The 17,906-nt window shown below is 70.2% G+C and carries 19 protein-coding genes; all 19 read left to right on the plus strand.

What is annotated here, in order from left to right:
- On the plus strand, nucleotides 1–660 hold the full coding sequence (locus tag ON30_RS01855) for a hypothetical protein (protein WP_051028833.1): 660 nt from the start codon (nucleotides 1–3) through the stop codon (nucleotides 658–660).
- On the plus strand, nucleotides 657–956 hold the full coding sequence (locus tag ON30_RS01860) for a hypothetical protein (protein ID WP_040703645.1): 300 nt from the start codon (nucleotides 657–659) through the stop codon (nucleotides 954–956). The genes ON30_RS01855 and ON30_RS01860 overlap by 4 nt, the downstream gene beginning before the upstream one ends.
- Nucleotides 956–1,252: a hypothetical protein gene (locus tag ON30_RS01865; protein ID WP_051028834.1), complete on the plus strand. Its 297-nt coding sequence runs from the start codon at nucleotides 956–958 to the stop codon at nucleotides 1,250–1,252. The genes ON30_RS01860 and ON30_RS01865 overlap by 1 nt, the downstream gene beginning before the upstream one ends.
- Nucleotides 1,253–1,257: 5 nt before the next feature.
- A complete protein-coding gene (locus ON30_RS01870; protein WP_239476958.1) occupies nucleotides 1,258–1,926 on the plus strand; it encodes a DUF8175 domain-containg protein in 669 nt (222 codons plus the stop codon).
- A gap of 15 nt (nucleotides 1,927–1,941) precedes the next feature.
- On the plus strand, nucleotides 1,942–2,739 hold the full coding sequence (locus tag ON30_RS35840; protein ID WP_051028835.1) for a DUF8175 domain-containg protein: 798 nt from the start codon (nucleotides 1,942–1,944) through the stop codon (nucleotides 2,737–2,739).
- The gene (locus ON30_RS01880; protein WP_040703647.1) at nucleotides 2,736–4,193 is read left to right on the plus strand and encodes a hypothetical protein; all 1,458 of its coding nucleotides are present in this window, start codon (nucleotides 2,736–2,738) and stop codon (nucleotides 4,191–4,193) included. Before ON30_RS35840 ends, ON30_RS01880 begins: the two co-directional genes overlap by 4 nt.
- Before the next feature lie 8 nt (nucleotides 4,194–4,201).
- A complete protein-coding gene (locus ON30_RS01885; protein WP_339379017.1) occupies nucleotides 4,202–5,662 on the plus strand; it encodes an SCO6880 family protein in 1,461 nt (486 codons plus the stop codon).
- On the plus strand, nucleotides 5,659–7,365 hold the full coding sequence (locus tag ON30_RS01890) for a putative type IV secretion/conjugal transfer ATPase (RefSeq protein WP_040703651.1): 1,707 nt from the start codon (nucleotides 5,659–5,661) through the stop codon (nucleotides 7,363–7,365). The genes ON30_RS01885 and ON30_RS01890 overlap by 4 nt, the downstream gene beginning before the upstream one ends.
- A 15-nt stretch (nucleotides 7,366–7,380) precedes the next feature.
- Complete coding sequence (locus tag ON30_RS01895) at nucleotides 7,381–8,487, plus strand: C40 family peptidase (RefSeq protein ID WP_239476956.1); 1,107 nt, start codon at nucleotides 7,381–7,383, stop codon at nucleotides 8,485–8,487.
- Between the two features lie 63 nt (nucleotides 8,488–8,550).
- Nucleotides 8,551–9,120, plus strand: coding sequence for a hypothetical protein (locus tag ON30_RS01900; RefSeq protein WP_040703652.1), 570 nt, complete (start codon nucleotides 8,551–8,553; stop codon nucleotides 9,118–9,120).
- Entirely contained in the window at nucleotides 9,117–9,791 is a 675-nt protein-coding gene (locus ON30_RS01905; RefSeq protein ID WP_040703654.1) for a hypothetical protein, read from the plus strand. The genes ON30_RS01900 and ON30_RS01905 overlap by 4 nt, the downstream gene beginning before the upstream one ends.
- Complete coding sequence (locus ON30_RS01910; protein ID WP_040703655.1) at nucleotides 9,788–10,330, plus strand: hypothetical protein; 543 nt, start codon at nucleotides 9,788–9,790, stop codon at nucleotides 10,328–10,330. Before ON30_RS01905 ends, ON30_RS01910 begins: the two co-directional genes overlap by 4 nt.
- A complete protein-coding gene (locus tag ON30_RS01915; protein ID WP_040703656.1) occupies nucleotides 10,327–11,442 on the plus strand; it encodes a hypothetical protein in 1,116 nt (371 codons plus the stop codon). Before ON30_RS01910 ends, ON30_RS01915 begins: the two co-directional genes overlap by 4 nt.
- A gap of 19 nt (nucleotides 11,443–11,461) precedes the next feature.
- Complete coding sequence (locus tag ON30_RS01920) at nucleotides 11,462–12,343, plus strand: hypothetical protein (protein WP_156371435.1); 882 nt, start codon at nucleotides 11,462–11,464, stop codon at nucleotides 12,341–12,343.
- A 64-nt stretch (nucleotides 12,344–12,407) separates the two neighbouring features.
- Nucleotides 12,408–13,310 carry a hypothetical protein gene (locus tag ON30_RS01925; protein ID WP_040703658.1) on the plus strand — a complete coding sequence of 301 codons (903 nt, stop codon included), beginning with the start codon at nucleotides 12,408–12,410 and terminating at the stop codon, nucleotides 13,308–13,310.
- A 13-nt stretch (nucleotides 13,311–13,323) separates the two neighbouring features.
- Entirely contained in the window at nucleotides 13,324–14,301 is a 978-nt protein-coding gene (locus ON30_RS38720; protein ID WP_040703659.1) for a hypothetical protein, read from the plus strand.
- Nucleotides 14,302–14,477: 176 nt separating this feature from the next.
- Nucleotides 14,478–15,479 (plus strand): hypothetical protein, encoded by a 1,002-nt coding sequence (locus ON30_RS35845; protein ID WP_051028837.1) that lies wholly within the window; start codon nucleotides 14,478–14,480, stop codon nucleotides 15,477–15,479.
- Between the two features lie 49 nt (nucleotides 15,480–15,528).
- Nucleotides 15,529–17,397 (plus strand): type IV secretory system conjugative DNA transfer family protein, encoded by a 1,869-nt coding sequence (locus tag ON30_RS01935; protein WP_051028838.1) that lies wholly within the window; start codon nucleotides 15,529–15,531, stop codon nucleotides 17,395–17,397.
- Nucleotides 17,397–17,906, plus strand: a 510-nt coding sequence (locus tag ON30_RS35850) for a DUF4913 domain-containing protein (protein ID WP_157183577.1), incomplete at its 3' end; no start/stop codon positions are given. The genes ON30_RS01935 and ON30_RS35850, both read left to right, overlap by 1 nt.

Below are 17,906 nucleotides of genomic sequence, written 5' to 3' on the forward strand. Positions count from 1 at the left end.
ATGACCGCCGCGCACCGCCTCGCCGACACCACGCGACCACCCGGCCCACCACGGCTGGACCCGGACACGATTGCCGCTCCCGACCCGCAGCACCGCGCCGCGGTCCGTGAACAGCCCCTGGCTACGACGGGCGCGCACCCACCGCTGTTCGCGGTGCTCGGCGCGCACGGCGGTGCTGCCGCTTCCACGCTGGCGCGCTGGTGGGCGCCGGCCGCCGACACCGGCCCGGCGTGGCCCGCCTCGACCGAGACCACCCAACGCGTAGTCGTGGCCGCGCGCTTGTGCACGCCCGGTCTGACCGCCGCGGCCGACCGACTACGGGAATGGCACGCCGGACTGACTCCGGACGGGGTGCAGGTGATCGGGCTGGTCCTGACCCCGATACGGCCGGGCAAGGTGCCCGCGGTGGTGCGCCGCTACCGGGCGCTGGTCACCGACCTGGCCGCGGCCGTCTACGACATCGGCTGGCACGACCAACTCCTCGAGATCGAACTCGGCGAGCTGGCCGAATTCAGCCCTTTCGATCCGCCGCCTCCGCGCCGCGCTGGGCTGCGCCACGCGGTTCCCGCCGACGTGCATCGCGCCGGAACTCAGATCATCACCCGCCTGTCCGCGACCCACAGATCCGTTGCGGCACCACCTAATTCGGAGACGACATGACCCTCGTCGCATTGGCTACCGAGGTCGCCTCGACCGTGCTGGCCCAGGAAATCAAGATCACGCCCACCACGCCGCCCGGCTCGAACCTGATCATCAACCTGGTCAACTACCTGGCCTGGCTGGTCAGCTTGGCCGGGATCGCCGCCCTGATCTACGCGGGCGGCAAATTTGGTTGGGAGCGCTGGCACGGCGGCAGTGTCGAGTCGCCGAAGATCATTGCCGCGGCGATGTTCGGCGGCATCCTGGCTACCAGCGCCGGACCGATCATGAACGCCGTCGTTACCGGAGCCTCCTGATGGGCCCCAACGTCGTTTATGCATTCGTGCAACAGGATTGGATGCCGTGGGCGGCCTCGCCGTCCGGGCGCACGATCCTGCCCCAGCAGGTGCTGCAACCGCTGCTGCAACTGCTGGGGTACCTCGCCTGGTGCGTGCTGCTGCTGTGCATCGCCCGAGTGATCTGGGTGGGTGGGCTCCTGGCCATCCGCACCTACCGCGAGGAGAGCGTCGAAGGACTGCTCGGTGCCCTGCTCGGCGCGGCCCTACTCGGTTCCGCCAGCTCCGTCGCCCTCGCCGTGATCCCCCGGTGGTGACTGCCATGCCTACCGATCCGAATCACGCGCGCTCCGAACGCCTTCCACGATGGGCAGTCGCCGCCGTGCTGGCGTTCGCCGGCCCGCTGACCGCCGCCGCGCTGTTCGCCTGCGGCACCGGTGCTCCCAGCGAACCCGCCGAGGTCCCGGCCGCGGTCGACACCGCCGCACCGCCGACCGGCCTGCACTGGCAGTCCTTCCAGGGCGTCGACCTCCCGGTCACCGACCAAGGCCCACACCGCATCGACGGCGCGGTCGCCACCGGATACGAGCACTCACCCGCGGGCGCGGCGGTCGCTGCGACACAGGCGACGGTGCGGTCCTCGATCGCCACCGACACCCAATGGCCGGACATCGGTGCTCGCATGCTCGCCCCCGGCGCGGGCCGCGACAGTTGGGCGACCGCGCGAGCACAACTCTCGATCACCGACCCCGTCGCCGAGGGCGCCCCGCGCCTGCTCGGCTACGTCGTCACCCGCTACAGCCCCGAGGCAGTCGAGGTCGAGATCTACAGCCTGCACCCGGACAACTCGCTCACCCGCAACCATGCCGCCGTGGCCTGGCAGTACGGCGACTGGCGCCTGGCCCTGCCCGACCCCGCCCACGACCCGGCGCCGCCGGTCACCGCCGTCGCTGTGCCGCCACCCGATCTCGTCGTCTTCCCGCCACGCTGAAAGCGAGCCGTCCGCATGCGAATTCCTCGACTGCTGATCATCCTCATGACCGCCATCGTCGTGGTCGTCATCGTCGTGTTCGTCGTCACCATCACCCGCGACGACGAACCCGCCCCGCCCGAGCCACGGACACCCCGCCCAGACGCGAGCGCCACCGAGCCGCACCCGAGTGCCACCGCAACCCTGGGGCCGACCGCGGACCTGTTCGGCAACCGACTCGACATCGCCTCCAGCGACTCCGGTACCGCTCTGGTACAGGAACCAGCCCGCCGTGCCGACCCGAGCCAGCCGGACTACCTGGTACGCGCGCCCGCGGGGATGGCATGGCAACGCGGCTGGGGCGGAGCGGCGCTGCCGGTCTCGATCAGCGACGGCCCCACCACGATCACCGACGGCATCGCCTCGGGCTTCGGGCGCACACCCCAAGGCGCGGGACTCGCCGCCGCCGACGCACTCGGGCGCGCGCTGGCCGCGCCCGATCCCACCTGGCGCCAAGTACTCGCGACTCGCTATCGCGGCGGTGGCCAGGCACTGGTCGACCGGTTCGCGCGCTCGCGGGCGCGCACTCCCGAGGCCGCCCGCTACGTCACCGTCCCCGACGGCGTGCGGATCGCGCAGGGCTACAGCCCCGACTACGCGGTCGTCGAATTCGCCATCCGTGACGGGCTCGGCTACCGGATCGCGCGCTGGCCGATGGCCTGGGCCGACGGCGACTGGCGCGTCGCGGTGCCCACCGAGATCGAAACCCTTTGGGGACCAGGCACCTACGTCGACTCACTGACCGGATTCGGCAGCTGGAGGACAGCGGCATGAACCACAGCATCGTCATCGCAGCACCGCCCGGCGGCGTGCGCGAACAGCTGCCGACACCCATGGTCTGCGACATCCCGCTCGGCCCTCAGCAGGTGTGCGACCAGGTCGGCCAGGTCGCGACCCGCGCGGTCGGCTCGGCCTGGGACGACATGGTCGATCGCCTCATGGACGGGTTCACCAGAGGCGTGCGGATGGCGATGGGTTGGTGGACTGATCTGCCGTCTCCAGTGTTGACCGGTCCCGGTGGCCAGCCGGGCGCGGCGCTGACCGCGGTCCGCGAGTTTAGTGGCGGGATCCAGGTGGTGTTCCTCATCGCCGGGATCATGTTCGCCGCCGCCCGTCTGGCGCTGGCCAAACGCGGCGGGCTGGCAGGCGAAGCCCAGGAAAGCTTCCTGATGCTGGTACGCGCCTCCTTCACCTCGATGGCGTTCGCGGTCCTGGTCACCACCGGTACCCGCGCTGGCGATGAGTTCTCGAACTGGGTGATCTTCACCGCCAGCGACGGCGACTGGGCGCGAGCGGTCGAGCGGTTCGGGCAGGTGAACGAGCAGACCAAATCGACTCTGGGCACAGGGATCTTGTTCGTGGTCGGGCTACTCGGATTGATCAGCACCCTGATCCAGCTGGTCATGCTGGTGATCCGCCAAGCCCTGCTGATCCTGGTCGTGGCAGTCATCCCCCTAGCAGCGGCAGCCTCGGGCACCGGGCCGGGATCGCAGTCCTACAAGAGGCTGATGTCCTGGTCGCTGGCGTTCGTGCTCTACAAACCCGTCGGCGCCCTCGTCTACGCCATCGCCTTCACGGTCATGGGCGACGAGAACCAGACCGACCCGCAGCAGGTGCTGCTCGGATTGATCCTGCTGGTGATGAGCGTGATCGTGCTCCCGGCCCTGGTCCGGCTGGTCGCTCCGGCGGTCGCAACGCTGGGCGGGGGCGGTGGCGCGAGCGCGGTGCTGGCCGGTGGCGCGGCCGGTGTCGCGATGGGCTCGACCGGCGGTGGCGGTAGCGCGCGCAAGGTCAGCGAAGGTGAGAACGCGCCCAGCGGAGCAGGATCCGGTGACGGCCCCGGCGGCGGTGCACCGCCCGGCGGCGGTGGAGGCGGCGGCGGGGGCAGGCCCCTGGGCGGTGGTACGGGCAGCGACTCCGGCACGGCGTCGACAGCCGATACCGGCAGCGCGCCTTCGAGTGGATCCGGGACGGGATCTCCAGCGCGGTCGACCTCGCCGAATGCGAACTCGTCGGCAGGGGCGGGCGCGGAGTCCGGGGGCGGTGCCGATGGCGGTGGGGCAGGCGGCGGTGCCGCGGGTGGAGTTGCTGGTGCGGCGGTGATGGCGGCGCAGCAGGTCAAGGCCGCGGGCGAGCAGGGCGTTGCCGCGGTCGAGTCGCAGACCCGTGACGCCGCCGACGGGGGCTGGAATCCGGATTCGCTGACCCCGGCGGAGGTGCGGCGATGACCGCGCGGATGTACGGGCGGTGGGAACGCCCCCGCAGCGCAGGGTTTTTCGGGTTCACGTGGGGTGTGTCGATGTTCGGTCTCGGGCTGGTGATCACGATCATGGCCGGATTCCTGATCACCCGCTCGCTCAGCGTCGCCGCCGTCTTGGTGGTCGTGGCCGCGTTGGTGTTCGCGCCGTTGGCGGTCACGATCAACGGCCGCACGGGGTGGGAGCTGCTGGCGTTGCGTATCCAGTTCGCCGCCGCGCGCTCGCGCGGGGAACACCTCTACAAAGCGGGGCGCTTCGCACGCATCCCCGGCATCGCGAAACTACCCGGGCTGCTGGCGGATTCGAGGCTCTCGGAGTACGAGACGGCGGGCGGGCGCAGGTTCGCGATGCTGCACATCCGCCGCAGCGACCACTACACCGTCGTGCTGCGGGTCGTCCCGCGCGGCAAGGAGCTGGTCGATCAACCCCAGATCGACGCCTGGGTCGAGGGATTCGGCCAGTTCCTGGCGACCCAGAGCCGGGGCGGGGAAGTCGTGGCCATTACCGCGGTCCTGGACAACGTGGTCGAGACCCGGCTGCGTCAAGCCCGTGAGGTCACTCGGCTGGTGCGCGAGCAAGCTCCGGAGTTCGCGCGGGCGGTGATGCGCGAGGCCGCCGCTGACCTGGGCGGCGTCGGGGTGCGCATCGAGGCCCGCATCGCGATCACCTACCGCGCCATCGGCAAAGGCCGTGTCCGCCGTGACGAGGCCGAGCAGGCCCGTGAGATCGGGCAACGCCTGCAAGGCGTGCTGTCCCAACTCGCCCGCGCCGGCCTGCCCGCCACCCCGCTCCAGGCGTGGGAAGTCCTCGCCCTGGTCCGCAGCCGCTACGACCTCGCCTCCCAACGCGACGTCGAAGCCGCTGGCGCGTCGCTGGTGGAGACCCAGTCCTGGGATTCGGTCGGCCCGGTCGCCCACCTCGATCGCTGGGATCACTACGTCCACGACGGCGCCCGCTCGATCACCTGGGAGATGGACGCCGCGCCGCGCGGCGCGGTCATGGAAACCGTCCTCGAAGAACTCCTACGCCCGCGCGCGGACGTGCCCCGCAAACGCGTGGCCCTGGTGTATCGGCTGCACTCGGCCGCCGAAGCCACCTCCCTGGTCGACTCGGACTTCCGTGACGCGATCGCGGCCGAGCAGACCGAACGCGGTATCGCTTCCGCGTCGGCGCGGATCCGGGTCGGCAACACCAGCGCCGCCCGCGAGGAACAGGCGCGCGGTGCGGGCTTGACCCGGTTCGGGGCGTTGGTGACGGTGACCGATCATCTCGACGGGGACCTGCCCGGGATCGAGGCGTCGGTCAAGGCGATGAGTGCGGCGTCGCGGTTGAGCGTGCGCCGCTGCTACGGCTCCCAAGCCGCGGCCTTCGCCGCCAGCCTGGGAATCGGGTTGATCTTGCCGGAGCACGCGTCCATTTCCAAGCGGGTCAGCGCATGACCAGCGAGAACAGCATCCGGCGTGATCGGCGGCGCCACGAGACCGTCGCGGGGGTGCGGATGCTCACCGCGACCGCGCGCGCGGCGACCGAAGCCGCTGCCGCCCGGCCCGGACCGCGCGGTTGGTGGGCGCGGCTGGCGATATCGAGCGATGATCATCGCCGGGCCACCGCCGCCCGCCGCACCGACACCGCGGGTGCCGGGGATGGCTTCGACCGATCGCCCGCGCAGCTCACCGACCGCGGCTACCGCGGGCCGGGCGGCGGCCGAGCCGCCGTCGTCCCCACCACCCCGGAATGGCGCGCCACCACCGTCCAGGTCGCCGGACTGTGGCCCTTCTCCGTCGGCGCCAGCGCACCCACGGTCGGCACACCGGTCGGCTCGCACTACATCACCGGCGCCCCTGTCCATTTCGACCCGATGTCGTGGTTCCTGAGAGGATTCATCACCGCGCCGATCGCTTTCGTGTTGGCGCTCAACGGATTCGGAAAATCATCGCTCATCCGGCGGATGGTGACCGGCGCGGTGGCGGCGGGGGAGACCGTGCTGTGCATGGGCGACACCAAACCCGACTACCGCGACCTCGTCGAGCACCTGGGTGGGCAGGTCGTCGATGTCGGCTACGGCCACGGCACGCTCAATCCTCTCGACGTCGGCGCGCTGGGGTCGATCGTGGACCGGCTCACCGATCCCGACCAGCGCCGCCAGGTCACCGCCCGGGTGGAAGCCGGACAGGTCAACATCGTCGCCGGTCTCATCGAACTCGTGCGCGGATCCCGTGTCGCCGACTACGAAGAAGTTCTCATCGCCGCCGGGCTGCGCGAACTCTACAGCCCCGTACACGAATTCACCTACGAGCGGCCACCGCTGATCGAAGACCTCCTCGCCGTGATCTCGACCGGGGGTGAGCAGATGCGGCGTTTCGCCGAAGAAGACGACGACACCGCCTACCGCGGTTCCACCAAAACCCTGCGCCGATCCCTACGGGCGCTGGTGGAGGGTCCGTTCGGGGCGATCTTCAACGGCCCCACCACCACCCGCCTGAATCTGGCGAGTCCGGCGGTGTGCGTGGACGTCTCACGCATCCCCGAGGGCGACACCAAACTCCTGGCAGCGGTGTTGATGGTGTGCTGGTCGGAGGGTTTCGGCGCGGTCGCCGCCGCGCACGCCCTCTCCGACGCCGGACTCGCCCCGCCGCGCACCTTCGAAGTCGTGATGGACGAGATCTGGCGCGTCCTCGGGGTCGGGGAATTCATGGTCGACCGCGTCGACGCCCTGACCCGACTCAACCGCACCCTAGGGACCGGGCTGATCATGTGCAGCCACACCATCAAAGACCTCGCCGCCTTCGATTCCGCCGCCGCGCAAGCCAAAGCGCTCGGATTCTTCGAACGCGCCCGCGCGAAGATCATCGGCCCGGTCGGCCCCGAGGAGATCGATCGCATCAGAGCCGCGGTCGGCATCACCGACACCGAGAAACTCCTGGTCACTTCCTGGGCGGCGCCGCGTCCGCCCACCGATGACGACCTCGATCCCGGGCAACGCGAAACCCCTCCCGGCACAGGCTGCTTCCTGCTCAAGACGGGTGAAGCCGCCGAGCCCGGTGTCGCCTTCCGGATGACGTTCACCCCGACCGAGCGGGCCAGCCAGGTCCACAACACGAATCGTCGTTTCGATCTGGATACCGAATCGAGCGGGCGATGACCAGCGGAAATGATGATGAACGCGACCTCGAGAACGACCGCCGCCGCGGCGATCCTACTACCGATCGCCTTGCTGGTCCTGTTACTCGGGGTGATCGCCGCCGACCCCCGCACCTCCTGCGCCACGCCACTGGGCGTCTCGGCGGGCGGTCCGACCGGGCAGACGGTCGCGGGGATGACCGAAGCCCAATTGCGGTTGGCGCGCGACGGGGTCGTTATCGGCAAGCAACGGCTGATGCCCGAATCGGTGATCATCGCCGAACTGGCCGCTCAAGGGGTGGAGTCCGGGTTCCGGAATCTCGCGAATCCGTCGGTGCCGGAATCGCTGAGCTTCCCCAACGACGGCCTCGGCCACGACCACGACTCGATCGGACCGCACCAACTCCGGGCGAGCGTGTGGGGGTCGGTCGGCATCGCCCAGTTGATGAACCCCGTCTACCAGATCAACTGGTTCTACGACCGCGCCGAACAATCCGGCGCGGCTGCGCAACACCTCTCACCCGCGGAGTTGGCCCAGCACATCGAACGCTCGGCGCCCAACGCCTACGCCGGGCAGATCGAACTCGCGCGCGAGCTGTATCAACGCTTCGCCGACATCGACCCCCGCACAGCATCATCCGTGGTGGGTGCGGCGCCGACAGGGTGTGGTTCGGGGGTCGGGTCGACGTTGAGCCCGGCCGAGGCCAGCGCGTTCGGGCGCGCGGTGATCGAGCACGGCTCCCGGTGGATCGGGACCCCGTACGTGTGGGGCGGCGGGGACATCAACGGCCCTACCAACGGCGGTGTGGACTGTTCCGGCTTGACGCTGTACGCGATCTATCACGCCTCGGGCGGTCGGATCCGGCTGCCGCACTACACCCAGGCCCAACAGGACCATCCCAGCGCGGTGGTGGTCCCGTTCGCGCAACGACAGCCGGGCGATTTGATCTTCTTCACCTCTCCCGGCGATACGGATTCTCATCACGTCGGGATCTATCTGGGCCCCGACGAGCAGGGACGCGACCAGCTCCTGCACGCGCCGCAATCCGGGCAGACGGTCACGACCACCCTTCTCAGCGGATTCGCCGGGGAGCGGATGGACGTGCGCCGCTACGAGATTCGCGACCCGGTGGGAGTGTCATGACCGCTCACGTCCGGTCGCCGATCTCGCAAGGATCGTATCCCGCGCCGAGGGGGGCTGGCCGGCATGGCTGAATTCTCCCATTCCTACAGCGCGCCGCGACGCTATCGCGACCGCGATCCGGATGAGTTCGCGATGCGCCTGGATTTCGCCCTCTCGACAGTGTTCACACGCACCCTCGAAGACAGCGAGATCGACAGCGAGTTGGCCGAGCGCATCGAGGACCGCATCGGTGAGATCGGGCAGCGGTGGCGCGAGCACAACCGCCTCGCCGGGGACTGGGGCTATCTCGTCGACGCCTTCGCCGATTGGCGGGCACGCCCGGACACGATGGCCCGGTTCATGGACCGGGTCAGTGCCGACCGTGCCGAGGGCTACGACGTGATGACTCCCGTTCAACTGCGCAGCCAGCTCCAAGCCCGCGCCATGGCGGGGCACAGCCCGACCTTCACCCGCGACGAAATCGACGCCGCGTCCACGACACCGGGCGCTACGGCCTGGACCGAGGCCAGCGCCGCCATCGACGCCGCGCTCGTAACCGAGCCCGACACCCCCACGACCGTCGATTCCTCGACCGAGGACCTCGGCGAGCAGGACGCCGCAGCGACACCGGACCCGGCGGAGGTCGAACCGTGAACGAGCACAGCGACCGACCGCAGCCCCGGGCCGCGATGACCCTGCGCGAGATCCAACAGCTGGTCACCGCCAACCTCGCGTTTCTTCGTCGCACGACGCGCGCCCTGGATCTGGAACGGTTCGCGGTCGAGCACGGCCTCGATGATCCGCCCGCGTTCGAGAACTTCGTGCGCGCACTGCGGGTCACGGCGGGGATCGACTACGAGGCCGTGCGCGCGCTCAACGCCGCGCGCAAAGCCCTGGATCCGATCTTCGCCGTGCGCGCCGCGCACGGGCCTCGACTGCTGCTGTGGTGCGCGGGCACCCGCAGCCTGTTCACCGTCGTCGCCCCGGGCGGCCACGTCATCTGGCGCGACCGCCACCCACCGGAGGCCGCGGTGGACAGCATGGTCCGGGCCGCCGAATCCGCCGCGCACCAAGCGATCCGGGTCGCCGGACAGACCTGCGGGCAGTGGGGAGTCGACGCCGCGGCCCTTCGCCTGGTCGTGGCGCGCAGTCACGGCATGGACCTGGTCGGGCTCCACGGCGCCGCGCTGGCGGCGAATCTACTGCTCGACATCGTCACCGACCCCGCAGGTAATCCCGCCGCGCGCGCGAACACAGCCCCGTGCGTGGCCTGGCGGGGCAGCGAACTACTCGCCCTCACCGACCCCGACCGGGAGCAGTCATGAACAGTCGAAACACGACAGCGGCACTGACCGCCCTGGTCGCGCTCACCGCGACAGCATGCGCCACCCAGACCCCCGCCGACCCGAACGCTTTCGAGACCGGTTGCGGTGCAGCTAGTTTCGCCGCGCCGTTCGAGTACGTCGATCCGTGTGACGCCGAGCAGGTCCTCACCGCGGCGGTCACGGCGGTCTTCGGCTACCGGCCCGACGTGCACGCCGACCCACGCGACGCGCTGGACACCGCGCGACCCGTGCTCGACGACCGGTTCGCGGCCGATGCCGCCGCGAGCGCGTTGGTGTGGAGCCCGGTTACCGCCGCGGTCTGGCAGCAGTGGCGATCCGAGCGGGTCCCGGTCGAAACCAGCGCGCGCATGCTGCCCGATGACCACCCACCCGACACCGCCACCCGGGTGGCGCGGGTCGTGCGCGTCGACATCGCCGCGCCCGTCTCCGATCCGGAGGTGTTCGCGGTGTATGCCACCGCGACCCGGGCAGGGTCGTCGATGGCGTGGCGGTTGTCGGGTTTGCAGGTGCGCGCATGAGCGGCGACCCGGTCGAGGAAGGCGGCCAGCAGGTCCGCCAAGGCTTCGTACAGGCTCTGCAAACCGCGCACACCACCGCGGCGTTGATGCGTGGACGCGGCACCGAAGGCCGCTCGGCCACCGAACATCGCCAGCGCGTCCAACAAGCCGAGCAGCGCGAGCTGCGTTCGATCCGTGAGCACAACGTCCGGGTGGGCGTCGCGATCGACAAAGCCAGGACGGACTGGAAGATCGGTCAAGCCCGCGTCGACGAGATCAAAGGCCGCACCAGCCACAACAAGGACGCGCACGAACTCGGTGAGACCGAGACCCGGGCACGCATGGGGCGCGCCGACAGGGATCTGGCACGACGCGACAAGGCCGGTGAGCAGGAGCACACCCACAACCAGGAGATCCACGACAGGAAGACCAAGGCATACGACCGTCGCGAGGAACGCGCCGACGAAGTGCACGGTCTCGACGTCGAGTACAAGCGGCTACTGATCGATATCCGCAGGCGCGCGGCCGGTTTCACCGACACCCTCACCAACCAGGGCAGCGAGGGGCAGGCCGAGGCGTCAACGGCGGCGTTCGCCGCCGCCGACGCCAACCGGGACCTGTCCGACGAACACGACGCCGACGCCGACGCTTTCGCTCAGCGCTTCGCCGAGGACACCGGCCACGAGTTCACCGACGACGGGGTCTTCACCGCCGCGGCCCTGCCCGCTACCGCCGACGATGCCGTCATCGACGTCGAATTCTTCGACATCGACCCCGACACCCCGGAGGCCACCGGCAGCGACGGGCCGGCCACCGATCCCGGTGAGCCCATCGAACCGGAATACCCGGGGTCGAGCTCGAGCTCGGCGGATGCGGTGACAGGGCTGACCGAGGAGCTGACCGCCGAGACGCGCTTGTCGCACGTGGCCGAGCCGTTCATGGATTCCGAACTCGCGCCCGACCGCGGGGTGGGTGCGTTGGTCGCCGACGCCGTGGACGCCGCCGTCGGCGGCGACATCGGCGACGGACCGCAACCGGGGGACGAGGCGGGCATCGATCCGAGTGCCGAGTGGTTCGGTCCGGACCCGGAGTGGGATCAGCGGTTCGGGCCGGAGCCGGAGCGTGGCCTATGACCGCGACGAGGAGCCGGTAATGGACACCCCGACCGGCCTGCAAGCCCACCTGCTCCGAGGTATCCAGAACCTGGCCTTGGACAACGAACGTCGCCGGCCCCGCCCGGCCGAGAGCGGCGAGCTCGCCCCCGTCGATGAGCAGTGGGGCATCGGGCAACGCTCCCTGGACCAGCTCGAGCAGGTCGCTCTCGGCATCGGGGTGCCGAAGGCGTGGATCGACTACGCGCGCGCGTCCGGGCAACGCGGCACGCGCTGGCAGGCAGGTCGGCCGATGCTGGGTTCCGGTCACGTCGACCGCGACGAGTTGATCACCGGCCTGGGCCGGGAGGTGCGCGGCCTCCAGGACATGGCCGGGCTCGGTGCGGTCTTCACCGAACGCGGCATCGACGCCGATGTCACCGCTCGTTTCCGCCGGATGATGGGCATGACCTGGCAGCGTCTGGGCGCGACCGCGCACGCCCTGGGAGTGACGACCGAAGAACGCCATCAGGTCTGGGCGCGTGGGCAGCACCATTGGTCCACCGTGGTCGCCGAGCGAGTCCGCGACGCCGACCTCAAGGCGTTGGCCCGGGTCTGGAACGGGATCGTTTCCGCCGACTTCAGCGCGGCGACCATTCCCGTGGTCGTGCTGCAAGCCGCCGGGATCACCGCCGCCGACGCCTCGGCAGCGATGCCGACCTCCCCCGACGACATGGTCACCGAGGTCACCGAAGCCCTCGCTCTGCTCGACGACCGCGCTACCACCGACCCCGCCCTCGACCGCACCGCCGCCGCGATCGCGACCGCGGTGGAAACCGACCCGGCCACACCCGACACCGACACCGACCCCGATACCGGGCCGGCCGACCAACACCCTCTGACCCCGTCCTACCCCGACCCGAGCGAGGGAGCCGAACCATGACGACATCGACATCGACACCTGCGAAACCGGTTGTGCCAGAGAGTGAACAGAGAGGACGTCACGGATGAGTAGACCCGAGGATATCGCGGACCTGGCGGGGTGGAAGGCCGGGTTGTTGGCCCGGATCCAGGAACGCGGCACCGAGCACGCGCGGCTGTTGTTTCGGGGATATCCGGACTACAAGCCCGGATTCGAGCGCGGCGACGTCGCGATCGCGACCTGGCGAGCGCACCTGCGTGACCTGGAGGCCGAACAACAGGAACTGATCGTGCGCGCCGGCGCGTCCGGAATCCCGGACACGGCGATCACCGCGGCGATCGACAACGGGGCGGCCGGTAGGCGGTGGGGCGAGAGCGTGACCGACCCGCCGACCACCCGCCACGGCGAGGACCCGACCCGAGCGCGCATGATCGCGGCGATCGCCGAGGACGTGTGGACGTTGGAACACATGGCCGTCATCGCCCTCGAGCGTGAACACCGCGGGGTCGGCAACCAGACCGATAGCGCCGGACACCAGCAGTACCTGATCAACATGGATCTGCTGTGGGACCGGGTCGACTCGGTCGCCGCGCTGGCCGAGCTGAGCGAGACCGAACGCGAGCAACTCTGGGGCCGTGACATCCACGGCTGGGATCGCCTGGTGGACTACACCGTCGACGGCTACGACGACCTCGAACTCGAACAGCTATGGCGCACCCACGCCTGGGCGGGAATCGCCTGGGACGTGCACCGCGGCGTCGAGAACATGGGCGCCGACGCCGCACGGTCGCAGGTCCCCGACGCCGACCGGCCGCCGAGACCGCAGGTACTGCTTGATCACGCACGCGAGGCCGTGACCGCCGCCGCCGACGCCGAGGCGATCGGGCACGCGCTGACGGTCAGCGGGCCCGAGGCACGCGAGGAGCGGTGGATCCTCGGCATGGACCACCCACCCGAGGTCGGATTCGACGGCGGAGTCGAACCATGAGCGGGCGGCGATCATGAGCACACCGCCCCCGCCGCCCCGGGCCCGTGAGACGGTCGTGCAGTGGCAGGCACAACTGCTGACCCAGATCCGGCTGCTCACCGCCGAGCACACCCGCATCCTCGGTGAGGGCTGGGAGGGCTTCGAGCCCCTGGACCCCGGCGGTGACGCCGAATCCGCCTGGCGCGCGCATCTGGACGCGCTGACCGGCGAACGCGAACGCGCGGAGCAGACCGCGCTGACCGCGGGGGTGCGCCAGGACTGGATCGCGGACGCGGTCGCGCTCGGGGAGAACAGCGCCCTGCCGCGCGTGGACGCCCTGTCGCGACAGGACTCCATGCCCTGGCGCGACGACGCCGCCCAATCGTTCTTCATGGACATGCTCGGGCTGGACCTGTGGCACCTGGAACGCATGGCCGCGTTGGCGGCCGAACGCGGCGACCGCATCGCGACCGGACGGTGGAGCTACGGGGCGAACCCGGACTCGGAAAAGACGTTCGCCCAGAACATGGCGTTGCGCCACGAACGCGTCGTCGCCCTGGCACACGCCGCGCAGATCACCGAGAACGAGGCCGCCACGTTGTGGGGCGACGCCGCCGAACCGTATCGGCGTGACCACGCCGTGCGACTGGAAATCCGAGACGAACTCAGCGTGGTCCAAGCATGGAATTCCTACTCCACACCCTCCACCGAGATGGCGATCCCGCCGTATGTGCCGCTCGACCCGGCTACCGGCACCCCAATCGCCGGCGCGCACGCGCTGCCGCCGACACCCCAACAGATGATCGCCGCCGCCGCCGCGACATTGCGCGCCGAATTCATCGACGCCGCACTCATCGACACCGCCGACGCCACCGCCGCGCTCGGCGCCATCTCCGCCGCCGTCGACGACGCGCTGCCCACCGACACCACCGGGCTCGACACCGCCACCGATCCCGGGCCGGAGCCGGAGAACGACGGCGGATACCGCTACGACTACGGCACCGACCCCTGACCCGTTGATCGACCCTCGCGTTTCGTTGATGCCGCCGGTCACGGGTACTGGCCGCGACATCGAACCCACCCCGGGGACACCGCATTCCTCTCTTTCACGAGGCTGCCGATGTCCATTCCGTACCAACCACACCACCACCCGCCGCGACCGGCTGACCGTCTGCTGGGGCGGTGCCGATGAGCTGGGCGCAGTCGCAGCCTGGGTCCCCCACCGATCCCGGCTACTACCACGATGCCGCCGACGACCGCGAAGCCCGGCTGCGCGCCGATTTCGCCCTCCACCACTACCTGAGCGAGATCGCTCCCTTCGGCGAAACATCCGAGCAGGTCGCTGAACTCACCGAGCGAGCCCGACTGCTGGCACTCCGGTGGGCCGATCCGGGCGATGTCGAAGCCCACGAGTTGTGGACGCAATTGGATGCCGCCACCCGCGCGTGGCAGTCCCACCCGGAAACCACCCGCACCGCCTACGTCCGCGTCGCCGCGGCCCACGCCGACGGTGACGAGGTCGTCGACGACCTCACCTTGCGCAGCCTGCGCCAGGCGGCGGTGTTGACCGGCCGCGTCGAGCCCGACATCACCGGCTCGGCGCAGGACAGTGCCCGCTCCCGCCCCCAGGACCGGGCCAACGTTATCGAACTACGCCCCGGCAACGCCGTCGACCGCGCACTCGGCGGACGTGGCCCCGAGGTCTCGATGGCCGAGATCGACGCGCTCATCGCCACCACCGACGACCTGCTCGACGCCGAAGAACTCGACGGCGATCTCGATACCGGCACCGACCGACGCAGCGTGGACCGGGCTGCGGCGCTGCGGCGGGTGCAGGACCTCTCGGCCGAGCACACCCGCACCAGCGAACGCTTCGCCGACCTGCCCAACCACGACCAAGCCCTCATCGAGCGCCTGGAAGAACTTCTCGACCAGACCCGCCAAGCACGCGGCGACGCGGCGCTGGCCGGGGCCGACCCGGAACAAATTCATCGCGCCTACCTGGCCGGACGGGACGGCACCTACGCCCACGCCACCACCGAGGCCGACCCGACCGCCCACATCGACGCCGCCGTCGCCGCCGCCCTCGGCGACGCCGACGGCATCGATCCACCCGACCCTGAACCCGAACCCGGTGTCGACGTCGACGTCGAGCCCGAACCGTCCCGAGACATCGGAGCGTCGCTGTGAAAACACCTGTCCACCAACAGATCACCGATCCTTATCCAGGAGTGCGCGCATGATCGCGACACGAGAGACCCGTCGACGGACCAAGAGCGGAGTCGGCGAGGAAACCACGATGCTGCTGCTGTTCCTCGCGGCACTCGCACTCGCGGGCACCGCGTGGGCGGCATTGTCGGTGGGCCGGTGGTGGGCCGGGTTACCGGTCACCGGGAACCCGGCCGCCGCCCTGCTGGCCGTGGTGCTCGGCAACACCGGGTGGCCGTGGCAGGCCACACTCGTGGCCGTTGTCCTCTACGGCCTCGAAGCGGGCGTGCTCGTGGCCGGGTGGCGGCTGCTGCGCACACTGCACGAGATCGATGCGGCGGCGCGGACCATGCAGCGCCCCAACCAGATCCGTATCGCCCGCGCTCGCGACAACGCCGCGGCTAATCAGCGGTTGCTGGCCGACGCGCCCGAGGACGTGCAGCAACTGAAAGGCCCGCCGCTGGGGCGCACCGTGGTCGGCGGGGTCGAGTTGTTCGTGCCCACGGAGTTGGGGGTGACGATCGCGGCCGGTACCCGCACCGGCAAGACGATGGCCTGGGCGATTCCGGCGGTGCTGGCGGCGTGGGGGCCGTGCCTGGCCACCAGCAACAAACCCGATCTCTACCGCCACACCGTGGGCGGCCGTGAGGAACGCGGCCGGGTGTGGGTGACGGATCTGCAAGGGGTGACCGGTACCGCGGTGTGCGGGTTCTGGGTGAACCTGCTGACCCAGGTCGCCGGGCTCCCGGCGGCGCGCAAGCTGGCGGGGTTCTTCGTCTCCGCGTCCTCGGGCACCGCGGCTCAGGCCGCGAATGCCAAGGTGGACAGCTATTTCGATGGCGGGGCCCAAGAGTTGCTGGCTCTCTACATCCTGGCCGCCGCTCGTGCGGGCGGAGATCTGCTGCACGTGGCCGAGTGGCTCGGCAAGGACCAGGATCCGACCCCGGCGCTGATCCTGGACGCCCACGGCCAGCGCCGCCCGGCCGACCGTATCCGCGAGTCCCAGGCCCTGTACGCCCGCCAGCGCGACGGGCTCTACGACATGGCGAGACGGTTCTTGAACGTCCTCGCCGATGCCGACTACGCGCAGATGGTCACCCCGCCCGCGCGCACGCACCTGCGCGTGCGGGAAGCCAAGGCGAAGGTCGTGATCGAGAAGAAGATCCAGTCGCGCACGCACGAGTTGCCGGAATTCAAGCCGGTCGATTTCGTCGAATCCACCGACACCGTGTACGCGCTGTCGATGGCCGGACCCGACGGCGCCACCCCGCTCACCTCGGCACTGGTCGGGCAGATCATCGAAGCCGCCCTCACTGCGGCCCGCGCCCGGCCTGACGGGCGGCTGGCGGTGCCGCTGCTCGGTGTGCTCGACGAAGCCGCCAACTGTGCCCGCATCTCGGAGCTGCCCTCCTACTACACCTACGCCGGGGGCTGCGGAATCATCCTCATGACGATCCTGCAAGTCCTCGAACAGGGCGAAGACCTCTGGGGCGCAAGCGGACTCAAGACGATGCGCGCCCAGAGCATCGAGGTCTACGGCGGCGGTATCGCCGCGGTGGACTACCTCCAGCACTGGTCGCAGATGGCCGGACAGCACGATGTCGCCGACCGCTCCCGCAGCCGCGGCCAGGGCGGCACCAACCGCACCCTGTCGTGGCGGGCCGAACCCATCCTCGAAGTCTCCGCGCTCGCCGCGCTGCCGAAAGACCGCGCCCTGGTGCGACTGCCAGGCCACGGACCGGTGCTCGTGGAGAAGGTGTGGTGGCAGGACACCGACTACGCGCCGGTCATCCGCCGATCGCTGAAGGAATTCGCCACCAGCGGCCAGTCCGTCGTCGTTGTCGCACCCGACGACGGTGACGACGATCCGAGCGTTTCGGGCGGGGCGGGGGACCAGTGATGAGCACTCCGAATCCGCCTGCGGCACCGGCCGCGAAAACGGCGCGGGCACGCAAGCCCTCGTATCCGCATTTCGTGGCCTTCGCCGAGAAATGGTTGCTGCCGTTGATCAGCGTGCGGATCTCGGGCGGCAACCGCGAGAACACCTACACCTGGTGTGCGCAGTGGTGGGCGCACCGGGCGGTCGCGGTCCGCGTCGCGCACCTGCACGCCGCGTTCGAAGCCTCCCGCGGCTCCGGCGTCAGCGCGTTCGTCACCGGCCACGTCGACCCGCACTTCCGGGTCATCCTCGACGCCGCGCAAGGCCCGCTGCACCGCTGCACCCCGACCGAGCACGTCACGACACCCTCGTTGCCGTTCGAACCCGTTCCCGCCGAACAACTCCCACGCATCATCCCGCGCGCCGACACCGACCCGGAGTCGGCGGCCGGGGCCGGTGCCGGTTCGGGGAGCGGCACCGGCGAGGACGGCGGCGCGAAAAAGAAGAAACCGCCGCCGCCGCGATTCAGC

Origin of the sequence: Nocardia takedensis NBRC 100417 (assembly GCF_000308695.1) — a bacterium.
Taxonomy (GTDB): domain Bacteria; phylum Actinomycetota; class Actinomycetes; order Mycobacteriales; family Mycobacteriaceae; genus Nocardia; species Nocardia takedensis.